Annotated in this window: 13 protein-coding genes and 1 riboswitch; of the genes, 11 read left to right on the top strand and 2 right to left on the bottom strand. The window is 29.2% G+C overall.

Annotated elements, in window-relative coordinates:
- Positions 1–8: 8 nt before the first annotated feature.
- From dusB to srtB, 3 genes are all read left to right on the top strand, one after another.
- The gene (dusB, locus tag ACWOBP_RS03930) at positions 9–1,016 is read left to right on the top strand and encodes a tRNA dihydrouridine synthase DusB (protein ID WP_455337546.1); all 1,008 of its coding nucleotides are present in this window, start codon (positions 9–11) and stop codon (positions 1,014–1,016) included.
- Between the two features lie 325 nt (positions 1,017–1,341).
- Positions 1,342–2,493 carry a pyruvate kinase gene (locus ACWOBP_RS03925; protein ID WP_455337545.1) on the top strand — a complete coding sequence of 384 codons (1,152 nt, stop codon included), beginning with the start codon at positions 1,342–1,344 and terminating at the stop codon, positions 2,491–2,493.
- Positions 2,494–2,657: 164 nt separating this feature from the next.
- Positions 2,658–3,497 carry a class B sortase, LPKTxAVK-specific gene (srtB, locus tag ACWOBP_RS03920; protein ID WP_455337544.1) on the top strand — a complete coding sequence of 280 codons (840 nt, stop codon included), beginning with the start codon at positions 2,658–2,660 and terminating at the stop codon, positions 3,495–3,497.
- 51 nt (positions 3,498–3,548) lie between these two features.
- On the opposite strand, the gene ACWOBP_RS03915 is transcribed toward srtB, so the two are convergent.
- The gene (locus ACWOBP_RS03915; protein WP_455337543.1) at positions 3,549–4,697 is read right to left on the bottom strand and encodes an MFS transporter; all 1,149 of its coding nucleotides are present in this window, start codon (positions 4,695–4,697) and stop codon (positions 3,549–3,551) included.
- Positions 4,698–4,929: 232 nt separating this feature from the next.
- Between ACWOBP_RS03915 and ACWOBP_RS03910 the strand changes: the two genes are divergently transcribed.
- The 6 genes from ACWOBP_RS03910 to ACWOBP_RS03885 all read left to right on the top strand — a co-directional run bounded on the left by ACWOBP_RS03910 (position 4,930) and on the right by ACWOBP_RS03885 (position 10,109).
- The gene (locus ACWOBP_RS03910; RefSeq protein ID WP_455337542.1) at positions 4,930–5,559 is read left to right on the top strand and encodes an MBL fold metallo-hydrolase; all 630 of its coding nucleotides are present in this window, start codon (positions 4,930–4,932) and stop codon (positions 5,557–5,559) included.
- 21 nt (positions 5,560–5,580) lie between these two features.
- Positions 5,581–6,081 carry a hypothetical protein gene (locus tag ACWOBP_RS03905; protein ID WP_455337541.1) on the top strand — a complete coding sequence of 167 codons (501 nt, stop codon included), beginning with the start codon at positions 5,581–5,583 and terminating at the stop codon, positions 6,079–6,081.
- The gene (locus ACWOBP_RS03900; protein ID WP_455337540.1) at positions 6,074–7,573 is read left to right on the top strand and encodes a PH domain-containing protein; all 1,500 of its coding nucleotides are present in this window, start codon (positions 6,074–6,076) and stop codon (positions 7,571–7,573) included. Before ACWOBP_RS03905 ends, ACWOBP_RS03900 begins: the two co-directional genes overlap by 8 nt.
- Entirely contained in the window at positions 7,566–8,057 is a 492-nt protein-coding gene (locus ACWOBP_RS03895) for a PH domain-containing protein (RefSeq protein ID WP_455337539.1), read from the top strand. Before ACWOBP_RS03900 ends, ACWOBP_RS03895 begins: the two co-directional genes overlap by 8 nt.
- A gap of 72 nt (positions 8,058–8,129) precedes the next feature.
- Positions 8,130–8,232: riboswitch (SAM riboswitch) on the top strand.
- A 114-nt stretch (positions 8,233–8,346) separates the two neighbouring features.
- Entirely contained in the window at positions 8,347–9,528 is a 1,182-nt protein-coding gene (metK, locus tag ACWOBP_RS03890) for a methionine adenosyltransferase (protein ID WP_455337538.1), read from the top strand.
- Between the two features lie 221 nt (positions 9,529–9,749).
- A complete protein-coding gene (locus tag ACWOBP_RS03885) occupies positions 9,750–10,109 on the top strand; it encodes a truncated hemoglobin (RefSeq protein WP_455337537.1) in 360 nt (119 codons plus the stop codon).
- 50 nt (positions 10,110–10,159) lie between these two features.
- Here ACWOBP_RS03885 and ACWOBP_RS03880 read toward each other — a convergent pair whose 3' ends face one another.
- On the bottom strand, positions 10,160–10,708 hold the full coding sequence (locus ACWOBP_RS03880) for a TetR/AcrR family transcriptional regulator (protein ID WP_455337632.1): 549 nt from the start codon (positions 10,706–10,708) through the stop codon (positions 10,160–10,162).
- A gap of 395 nt (positions 10,709–11,103) precedes the next feature.
- On the opposite strand from ACWOBP_RS03880, the gene ACWOBP_RS03875 reads away from it, so the two are divergent.
- Both ACWOBP_RS03875 and ACWOBP_RS03870 read left to right on the top strand, forming a co-directional pair.
- Positions 11,104–11,880: a phosphatidylserine decarboxylase gene (locus ACWOBP_RS03875; protein ID WP_455337536.1), complete on the top strand. Its 777-nt coding sequence runs from the start codon at positions 11,104–11,106 to the stop codon at positions 11,878–11,880.
- 18 nt (positions 11,881–11,898) lie between these two features.
- Positions 11,899–12,441: a YqeG family HAD IIIA-type phosphatase gene (locus ACWOBP_RS03870; RefSeq protein WP_455337535.1), complete on the top strand. Its 543-nt coding sequence runs from the start codon at positions 11,899–11,901 to the stop codon at positions 12,439–12,441.
- Positions 12,442–12,443: the final 2 nt, after the last annotated feature.

The raw sequence follows: 12,443 nt of genomic DNA, 5'->3' as shown, positions 1-12,443 counted from the left end.
GATAAAGAATGTTTAAAATTAGAGAAATCGAAATTCCAAATAGAGTTGTTTTAGCACCTATGGCAGGTGTGTGTAATGCTGCATTTCGTTTAACAGCAAAAGAATTCGGTGCAGGATTGGTTTGTGCTGAGATGGTTAGTGATAAAGCTATTTTATTTAACAATAAAAAAACGATGAATATGCTATATATCGATCCGAGAGAACGTCCACTGAGTTTACAAATCTTCGGTGGAGAGATTGAAACATTAGTAGAAGCGGCGAAGTATGTTGACAAAAATACTGAAGCTGATATTATTGATTTAAATATGGGATGTCCAGTACCTAAGATTACTAAAGTTGATGCGGGTAGTAAATTACTTCTTGATCCAGATAAGGTATATGAAGTAATTGCAAGATTAGTTGATTCTGTTTCTAAGCCTGTAACTGTAAAAATGCGTATGGGTTGGGATGATGAGCATATTTACATAATGGATAACGCTAGAAATGCAGAGCGTGCAGGTGCTAGTGCTATTGCTATCCATGGTAGAACAAAAGTTCAAATGTACAGCGGTAAAGCTAACTGGGATGTTATTCGTGATGTGAAAAAAGAATTAAAAATTCCAGTAATTGGTAATGGAGATGTAACTTCACCAGAACTTGCGAAAAAGATGTTAGATGATACTAATTGTGATGCGGTAATGATAGGACGTGCAGCTTTAGGAAATCCTTGGATGCTATATCGTACAGTTAAGTACTTAGAAACTGGAGAATTAACCGAAGAACCAAGTCCAAGAGAAAAAATTGACGTTTGTCTACTTCACCTAAGAAGACTTATGGAAATTAAACCTGAAAGAGTAGCTGTGCATGAAATGAGAAAACATGCTGCATACTACATGAAGGGTATTAAAGGTGGAGCAAAAGTTAAAAAAGAATTAAATACTTTAAACTCATATGCAGAAATGGAAAATCTATTCGGAGAATTCCTAGATTATCTTGAGTCTGGTATTGTAGCTCCTAAAAAAGAAATAATCATTTAATGTATTGAATTATTATTTCTAATAAATAAAAATAATAATGAAAAGAGGTTATACAAATGTTAGTATAACCTCTTTTTTATAGTTAAGTAGAAATTTTAAAAAATATTTAGCGCTACTTTAAGGGAAAGAAAATGCTGAAAAATTAGTGGTTTCTATAGTGTTATTTGAAAAAACAGTTCTGTATATATTTATAAATAATAAAATGATAATTAAATATTAAGAAGTTGTAAACTTCAATAACTTTAAAAAGTATCTAGAAAATAATAATTTAATGTGTTATAATTAAAAAAAAGAAAACGTTTTAAAAAAGGTGGGGTAGTTATATATGACTAGAAAGGCAAAAATTATAGCAACTTTGGGAAATAGTACAGAGGGAATATTAGAGGAGATTGTTGCTAAAGGTGCGGATGCTGTATTAATTGATACATATTATGGGAGCACAGAAGATTGCATTGATAGAATTAATAAAATAAAAGAATTAAGAGACAAATTAGATAAAAATACTGCAATAATTTATGACTTAGATCATATTTATGCGGAGAGTAAATATAAATTAATTAAAATAGAAGAAGAAAATGTTCATTTTGCTTGTCAAAATGATGTTGATTTTGTTGCTTGTCCATTCGTTAGTAATCTAGATGAAATCCGAAAAGTAAAAGATATATTGCAAGTTCAAGGGAAAAAGGATATTGGATTAATAGTGAAAATTGACTGTAAAGAAGCATATGAAAGCATCGATGAAATTATTCAATTTGCGGATTCTATTATGATTAATAGGGATGAACTTGGTATGGAACTTCCGTATGAAAATCTACCAAGTATTCAAAAAGAAATTATTAGAAAAGCTAATGATGCAACTGTAGAGGTAATCTTAACAACTCAAATGCTACATTCTATGATTTATAATCCTAGACCAACACGTGCTGAAGTTTCTGATGTGGCGAATGCGGTTATCGATGGAGTAGATGCAATAATGTTAATAGAAGAAACAGCTACAGGTAATTATCCAAAAGAGGCTTTACAAACAGTTGATAAAATCATTAGTTATATCGAAACTCAAGATATAGTCCTTGAAGATGAAGACGATGAGTATAAAAATCATAAGATGGATATTGCGCATGCAATATCACTATCAACAAAATATTTACTTGATTCACTAGATGTGAATAACATTGTTACATATACTAAATCAGGTAGTACTGCTAAGTTTATCGCAAGGTATAAACCAAAAGTTCAAATTCTAGCAGTAGTTCCATCGAAACAAAAAGCTAGAAAATTAGCATTAACAAGAGGTGTTACAACATTCATAGAAGAAAGAACATTACCTATGGAAGAAATGTTAAGTTTAGCACCAAAATTTGCTAAAGAATCAGGTTTGGCTAAAAAAGGTGATTTTATCTTAATTACAGCAGGTCAGCCAGACCTAGGGAAAGAAAATGTACCTCCAACTGATTTTGTTAATATTAGACAAGTTTAAATAATATTTAATATTCAAAATGATGAGAAATCGAACTTAGAAAAAGTTCGATTTCTTTACTATGTTTAAAGGATTTTATTTTGAAGTATTTTCAGGAATATTATGATATAATCTAATATGGAGTTTAGGTATGGAAATATAAATTGTTAGAAAGGAATATTTTTATGAATAATAATAAATCTTTATTAAGTAAAATTATAAAGTATGTCTTAATGTTTTTATTTGTGTTTGGTGGAGTATTTGGAATATATTCTTATATGAATAAAAATTCTAATGAACCACAGGTTCGAGTTGAGCAAAAAGTAGAATCTAAGGAAAATGATGAGTACATAGTTAATCAAGCTGAAAAAGATTACTTGGACAATAAATTTAAAGAATTAAAGTTAATAAACAATGACGTTATTGGTTATATGTATGTTCCTGGGGATGGTGGAGATTCACTAAAAGAACCAATTCTACAGACAACTAATAATTCTAAATACTTAGAATACAGTATTGAAAATAAACCAGCCCCATTAATTGGTGCAGTTTTCATGGATTTTGAAAATAAATCAGATTTAAATCAAGGTGACGTAAAATGGATATTTGGCCATGCTCGTGCAGGAATAGAAGAGAAAAAAATAACTTTAGATACAAGGGTTTTTAATAATATGAATTGGTTTGCTAAGAAAGATTATTTTGATAGTCATAGAGTTATAGTAATGGAATCACCTGAGAGGAAATATTATTATGAAGTAACAGGAGTCAAAGTAGTTCACGAAGAAACAGATTTATATCAAATTCCAAATACTTTCAGTGATAAAAATAAATTTATTAACATGTTTAAGACAGGATCAAGAAATTGGTTAGAAAGTAGTAAAATATCTGGAGAGGATAATATGGCGGTTTTTTGTACTTGCAGAATAGATAATGTTTCATTGAGAACATTAGTATTAGCTAGACAGGTTCCAGATAAAGAATTAAAAGAATTCTTAGAGAAAAATAAAGAATTATTAAACAGTTAATAATAAGAGGCACAACGTAAAAATTATATGTTGTGCCTCTTTTAGTTTATATTATTTTTTATTTCTTAATACTGCGTAACTAACTAATGTAGAAATCAACATTAGTATAGTAGTTATGAAAAATGGTGTAGTATATTTTTCAAGATGTAGAGCTTCAGGTATTTTTGTAAGTACTACTGGAGTCAAGATCACACCAACATTACCGCCTACTAAAATTACACTTGTTGCAAAGTTTATAAATTTGTTTTCTAACTTTTTAGAAATGTAGAAGAAGTTAAATGACATCGTTCCAACAAAACTGATTCCGATAAAAATAGCAGCAATATAGAAGATGATAATATTATTTGCTAAAGCAAACAATAAACTTCCGACTGTCATGAAACTTAACATTATAGGTAAAGTTAGATTTTTAAATCTTTTAACAAGAATACCGAAGATAACTCCTGAAAGAATACCACTTAGAGCTAAAATCGTTAATAGATTTCTAGCTATATCTGGTTGATAGTGATATTTTTCTGCTAATAGAGTAGGAATTTTGATAGTGGCTCCCATATATGAAATGCCTATTAAAAATGTTAGGAGAGTTAGAATGATAGTCTCTTTATGGAATTTAATACTAACTTTCTTATTATTCGTATTTTCTGCGTTTGGTACAAATAATAGGAAAATTATAAATATAGGAAGTGCTAGAGTATAAACTAAAAATGTATATTGAATACCATAGATTAATAGATATCCAGAAATAAATGTAGTTAATGCTTTACCAATATTTAGAAATGCTGTTCTCAGCCCAATCATAGTACCACGATGTTCTTCATCAAAGAAGTCACTTATCATACTAATAGAAAGTGAGTTAAATAAACCAATACCAGCTCCGAGGAAAAGTCTACTAATTAAAACAACTTTAAAGTTAGTTGTAAAGGCTGGTACAATACCAAAGATAAATATTAGTAGAAGTCCAAGAAGAACTGTATTTTTTTTACCGATAAACTTAATAACTCCATTGCTAAGAAGAACGAAGATGGTTATCATCATAGCAGGGATTGTGGCTAAATTCTCGACAGAAGCTAAACCTATATTAGGGTTACTTGCATGATAAAAATTATATAGGTTTGGAATTACTGGAGAGATAGCAAGATGTGACATTAATAATATAGAAATACTAAGTAATGAAAACTTAGCGAATGAATTTAATTTCATTTTATTTCTCCTTTTTTCTTAGATAATTAATTCTAACTTATTATGAAAAAGTTAGAAAAAAACTAAGTTTTTATGAAAATCATACTATATCAGTATAAAAAAAATATTAAATAAGGTCAAGTGAAGCGAGCTTAATATAAGTAAAGTAAAAAAAGAGCTAATCAAGACTTGTTAATAAGTTGATAATAAGATAAAATAAAAGTAACGATAATTATGGAAAGGTTTTGAGAAAATGGCAAAAGCAGAAATTAAAAGAATAGTAATGGATATGGTAGATGAAAACTGCTATATAGTATATAAAAATGGGCGTGGAGTTATTGTAGATCCAGGTGAAGGTTTTGACAGAATACAAAAAGCTGTAGAAGAATTAAATGTAAAAATCGAAGCTATATTATTAACGCATGCTCACTTTGATCATATTATGTCATTAGATGAATGTAGAAAACACTATGGAGTACCGGTATATATTTCAGGGAATGAACGTGATTGGTTACAAAATCCAGATTTTAATGGTTCAACATTGTTCCGTTTAAGAAGACCACCTATGACTGATCCAGCAGAATTCGAGTTTGAAGAAAATAAAAAATACGAAATTGCTGGATTAAGTTTTACAGTCTTACCAACACCAGGGCACTCTCCAGGGGGCGTATCATTTGATTTTGGAAAGTTTGTAATAGTAGGAGATGCATTATTTAGAAGTGGTTTTGGTCGTTATGACTTATACGGATCAGATTATGATGCTTTAAAAAATTCATTAGGTAATGTATTATTTAAGCTTGATGGTGCGAAAATAGTATATCCAGGCCATGGAGATGAGACTACGATTGAACGTGAACGAGGTTTAAATCTTATCGGTTGTTAATGATAAAAGGGGAGGAGTTTTATGAGGAAATATATAGGAAGAATATCCATAAATTATAGCTTCTTTATTGATTGGACAATAAGTCTAACTGGTATTATTCTGGGTTCTATAATTTTTAAATTTACAAAGTTTGAAGAGGTTTTTGGTGTAAATACCTACCTCATACTATGGATAAGTTTAGTAGGATTAACGCTTTTAAATCAGTGTGTTGTAATATTGTTAAGAGACAAATATGAGTACAATACGTTTTTTGAAATTACAGATGAACATTTTAAATTAGCTTCAACATTAATGTACACATTTTTTAAGTTGGAGAAAGTAGCACCGCTTAGAAATATACTAGATTATACAATTAAACAAAATGTAATATCAAAAAAGTTCAATATTTACAAGATTAGTATAAACACAGGTTCGGAAAAATTAGGCTTCTATGTTTCTAAAAAGGATGTAGAACAGTTAGAAAACTTACTGTTAAAAATACTAGAAAATAATCTTAACTATAGGAGGTATAAAGATGAATAATATTAAAAAGAATAGAGTACATCCTATGGTTATTATGGATACAGTAATTACAGGATTTAGATTGTTTGGTATTTTTATGATTCTGGCATTAAAAGAGCAAAACTGGAAATATTATTTACTAGTTTTGGCAGGGATTCTTCTACTAATAGTAATAGGTATATTTGATTATTTCTTAAAAAGTTACGAAGTTCGCGATGGGGCATTAATTTACACAAAAGGAATAATAAATAAAGAAGCAAAAAATATAAATCTTGAAAATATCCAGTCAATCGATATGAGTTCCAATGTATTGTACCAGGCTTTTAATCTGCTTTCTGTAGATATTAATCTTGTTGGAGGTAAGATTAGGATAAAACCTCTAAAAAAGGAAGTCGCATTAAATTTAATCGATATATTAAGAGATTTAAAACGCGATGAAGATACTACTGTAGTTCGCGAGAATACGGAAGAAGAGATTCAAAGAGAAATACTACGATTGTCTGTAAAAGACCTTGCATTTTATGGGTTATTACGAGTTAGGTTCTTTGCAGCTTTAGGATTAATACTTGCCTTAAATGATAAGATTCGAGATGTATTTAAGATTATTTTTGATAATGAAGCTTACTTTGATGAACTTCTTGAAAAAAATGCTGAATCAGTTGCAGGGAATATAACAGCCTTATTTATAATAATTGGAATTTTCATGATTTTAGTAGTATTAGCATCAATTATTTTTACGATTATAAAATATTACAACTTTATCCTTACGACAAAAGATCATAATCTACTGTGTAAATATGGACTCTTAACGAAAAAATCATTGGTTATTGATATTGATAGAATTCAAAGTGTAAAATTAATATATCCGTTACGTTATAGATTCTTTGGGCTAGCGAAATTATCTGTTGAGACTTTGACTAATAATGTATCGGAAGATTTAAGTGAGCAAAAATCTACGATAGATGTCTTACCTTTGGTAAAAAAGGATTTTGCACAGAATTTTGTGAAAAATAATCTAGGAATAGACTTAAATCACTATGATAGCTTAGAGAGTGAAAAAATACAAGGTAAGGCAAGAGTGGCGATGTATCGTTGGAGTTTGTTTAATTGTAGCCCTCTACTGATAATAGTATTTGCGATTTTATATTTCGCTAATATTGATTTGAAGTTAGAGTATAAAGTTTTAAGTTCGATTGCTCTTTATCTTGTCTTAGTTTCGTATAGTATTTTAGTGAAAAACTATATGTTGAAATATAATGAACTTTCATATGATAGACATTACTTTAAGAATACATTTATGAGACAATTAACAATAATAACAGAATTTATTAAGGTGAAAAAAGTAGGAACTATAAATAGTAGAACAAACTATTTTATGAAAAAAAGAGACCTATCTCATCTAGCGATAAATTCTATTGGAGTAAACTCAGATATTAAGTTGAAATATTATGATAAAGGATATAAAGAAAAATTAGAGAGAGATTTTATTGTATCGGAGGTAGGTTATGAATAGAATATTTGAAAAAAAATCACGTAATTTACCACAAAGGTCTATACAATATTTGAGAATACACTTTGGGATATATGCTCTAGTTCTATTATCACCAGTTATTGGTAAAAGTGTATATGATTATTTTAAAACTGAAATAAATTATAAGTTCCTAGGTCTAGGTATATTAGTAATATTAACGATATATGCTCTAGTCGCTTTAGTTATCCCACCTTTAGTAATTAGAAATTATTCTTATGAAGTAGACGAAATGGGTGTGTCGGAAGTTGAAGGGGCACTTTTCAAGAGTAAGAAAACTTTGCCGTATAATACTATTCAAGATGTTACTATAAATACGGGACCTATTTTAAATAAGTTTAAATTAGCCAATATACAAGTAACAGGGATATATAGCAGATTATCGATTGATTGTTTGCCTATTGAAGAAGCGGAGAAGCTGAAGGAGAAAATTCTTAAAGAAAGAAGTAAATATAATATTGAATATTAATTTTGTACTTTATCATTTGACAAATAACATAAAGTGTATTAAAATCTAATATGCTGATAAAAGAAATATAAATACTTATCAAGAGTGAGTGAGGGATAAGGCCCGTTGAACTCCGGCAACCTAATCAATTGATTAAGGTGCTTTCCTTAGCAAAGTTTACTTTGAACGATGAGGTAATAAATAAAGGCCTTGTCTATGAGATAAGGTCTTTATTTTATAATTTAAAAGATATTAAGGATTTAGAGGAGATTTGTATTAATATCAGACAAAAATATTTTAGGAGAAAAAAATGAGCAAAACATATTTATTCACATCAGAATCAGTTACAGAAGGACACCCAGATAAAATCGCTGACCAAGTTTCAGATGCGATTTTAGATGCAATTTTAGAGCAAGACCCATACGGTCGTGTAGCTTGTGAAACTTGTGTAAATACAGGATTAGCAGTACTTGTAGGAGAAGTTTCAACAACAGCGAACGTTGACTTCCAACAAATTGTACGTGATACAATTAATGAAATTGGTTATACTGATCCTAATAAAGGATACTCAGGTGATCATATTTCAGTTCTTGTTGGATTAGACAAACAATCTCCAGACATCGCTCTTGGGGTTGATAATTCATTAGAAACAAAACAACAAAAAGAAGAGAATGAAGTAGGCGCAGGAGACCAAGGTCTTATGTTTGGATTCGCAACTAACGAAACACCGACATTTATGCCACTACCAATTTATCTAAGTCAAAAACTTTCTAAACAATTAGCAGAAGTTAGAAAAAATGGAACTCTTTCATACTTAGGTCCAGATGGAAAAGTACAAGTGACAATCGAATATGATGTAAATCATAAAGTTAATAGAATTGATACAATTGTAGTTTCTACACAACACGATGCAGATGTAAGTCAAGAACAAATTCATGCAGATATTAAAAAACATGTAATTGAGCCATGTCTAGATAAAGGTTTATTAGATGAAAATACTAAGTATTTCATCAACCCAACAGGAAGATTCGTAATTGGTGGACCAGTTGGTGATGCTGGACTAACAGGACGTAAAATTATCGTTGATACATACGGTGGATTCTCACGTCACGGTGGTGGAGCATTTAGTGGTAAAGATGCTACTAAAGTAGATAGGTCTGGAGCTTATATGGCTAGATATATCGCTAAAAACATCGTAGCTAGTGGTATCTGTGATAAAGCTGAAGTTCAATTAGCTTACGCAATTGGAGTGGCTCATCCAGTATCAATTTTTGTAGAAACATTTGGCACATCAAAAGTTGACGAAGGGGATATCGTTAAAACTATTAAAGAAGAATTCCGTTTAACACCAAATGGAATTATTGAAACTTTAGATTTAAGAAAACCAATCTTCAAGAAAACAGCAGCTTACGGACATTTTGGACGTGAAGATGTAGAATTTACTTGGGAAAGAACTGACAAAGTAGAAGCATTCAAAAAATTACTTAAATAATAAAAAAAGCGTAGAATAGGCTATGACCTAGACTACGCTTTTATTTTATAAAATTATATTTTCACTAAATTAATCGAATTCTATAGATATAATATAATTTAATAATGAAGAAGAATACTATTCATAATTTAATCGTTTTAATTGAAAAATAGTTAGTAATGTAGTTTAATATAAATAAGGACAAAAAGTGAAAAAAATATGAATAAATTGTGGAGGAATTTATGAACCTGTATGAACAAATTGGAGAAGAGAAAATTGATGAATTGGTTATGTACATGTATGATGATATTATTCCCAATGATGATAGAATAAATCTATTATTTACTGAAGGATTTGATAAGATTAAAATTGAACAAAAGAAATTTTTTAGATTGTTCTTAGGGGAACCAGGTCATTCTATCTTTGCGACACCCGATTTAAGAAAAAAGCATATGAAACTTCCTATTTCTATTAAGGAAGCGAAATATTGGTTAGAAGACTTTGAGTTGGCATTAGATAGATTGGATATTGATCCTGCGATAAAAAAATTTTTTAACCAAAAAATTAATTCTTTAACAATGCAAATGATAAATACAATTTAAAATAAAAATACTCCCTACCATAATGTTTAATTTTTGGTAGAGAGTATTTTTTATGCGACAACTTCGTCTTCATCTGACTTAGAGAATACTTCTCTAAGTGTTTCAGGAGAGGCTGTAGAAACAAATTTTATTGAAGATTTTATATTAAAAAGAAAAGCTTCATCTTTGTGGATTCTGTTTGCGGTTAACGCGCCTTGAATACTAGTAAATAGCCACTCACTGACTGGATTACATACATCTTCTGGAATATTTCTGTCAAATAGCCCATCAGCGAGTAATAAACGCCAATTTTCTAATACATCACTACATTTTTCTGCGATTATTGGAGAAAGCTCTGCAGTTTCCATTGCTAATAATGTCAGTGAAAAACCACTTTGTTTGCATGCTTTACCTTTTGATATAAAGAGATCAAAAACATTTGTTAAATATTCCTCTAAAGTCCCTAGTTTTGGAGAAATTGTTTTGAATTCTTTTTTTACATTACTGTTAATTTTATCTAGTGCCTCTAGATAAATTTCATCTTTTCCTTTAGGAAAATAGTAATAAACGCTTCCTTTAGGGGCCTTAGCCTTTTTTATTATATCCTGAACACTTGTCAGAGAATAGCCCTTAGTTCAAACGTTTTGGACAGTTGTTAATATAATATTTTCTTTGACTTTATTATTTAACGTCATGTCGATTCACTCCCTTGCTTATATATTATAATTATATTATACAATTTTATATTATTAAAATCAACGATATAAAATAAAAATTTTCTAATATATTTGAATATACAAATGTATTGTTGATAGTATTTTTGTATAGTTATAGAATATAATTTTATGTGTATTTTTAAGTGTGAATTGAATAAAATAATATAATAATTATTGAAAAATAAAAAAAATGAATTTTATTACTGGATATTATTGATTTTTTGATTTCCCCTTTCAACATTTGTATTTAATAGATTTTTATAGTAAAATAAAACATGATATTTAATAAGGAGACGGGTATGTTAAAAAAGAAAATGTTTCAGCTTTGTGTTGAATTAACAAATGGTGATATGAGTTCTAAGGCTCTAAAAAAATTAACTAAGTCTAATTTAAGTAGATTAATGATACAGCCTTTTGCTAAAGTTTATGATATTAATACTGATGAAATTTTAGATGAGATTGATGATTTTAAAAATCTTAATGAGTTCTTTATTAGAAAATTACGTCCCGATGCTCGACCAATTAATCAGGATGAAGACTCGTTAGTAAGTCCTACTGATGGTATTATTTCAGAGGTAGGTGTTATAGGTGAAGATAGTACATTCGTTGTGAAAAGTCAAGTTTATAATGTTCAAACTTTAGTAGGGGATAGTGAACTTGCTGATAAATATAAGGATGGTATATATCTGATAATATATCTTAGTCCAAGAAATTATCATCGCATTCACTTCCCGATGAATAGTCAGGTAAAGGATGCTTATAGTTTAGGTAAATATTCATATCCAGTTAATAATCTAGGTCTGGAATTGGGAGATAATATTCTAAGCTATAATTATAGACAAGTGTATAAACTTAATGGAAAAATTAATTATACAATGATACCTGTAGGTGCTCAAAATGTGAATTCTATTATTCCTACATACGAGAGTATTTATGTAAAAAAAGGTGAAGAATTAGGATACTTTGAGTTTGGTTCTACTGTGGTATTATTATTTGAAAAAGATAATATATTGCTTGAAGAGAATTTAGAAAATAGAGAAATCAAGATGGGAGAGAAAATAGCTACTATTTTATAGGCTATTGAGTAGAAGAAAATGGTACTAAAAAGATATTTTTCACCAGATGATTTTATAGAAAAGTATGAGTTTATAGATGTTGAGTATATGAATATGCACAACAAAAAAGTTATTATTTCTGATTTAGATAATACTTTAATATCATGGGATAGTAAAAAAGATACAAAAGAATTGAATAAATGGCTAAAGAAGATGAAAAAAGCTGGTTTCGATATTATTGTAGTGTCTAATAATACAGAAGAACGTGTTGAAGAGTTCTGCAAAAAATTAAATCTTCAATATGTAGCTGGAGCAAAAAAGCCGTTGACAATTGGATTTAAAAGAGCTTTACAAAAATTAAATAGAAAGCCCGAAGAAGCGATTATTTTAGGAGATCAAGTTTTAACTGATGTACTAGGAGCAAAAAGTTTTGGAGTTATGAGTGTTCTTGTGAAGCCTATATCTAAAACAGATGCATTTAAAACTAGAATTAATAGATTTTTTGAAGGGTTAATAATCCAAAATTTAACAAGAAGAAAAAAATTCCCTAAAATGAAAAAAGTAGGGTATCGATTAAAATAGTA

Source organism: Gemella parahaemolysans (genome assembly GCF_053758945.1).
This window is presented reverse-complemented; position numbering and strand designations above follow the sequence as displayed.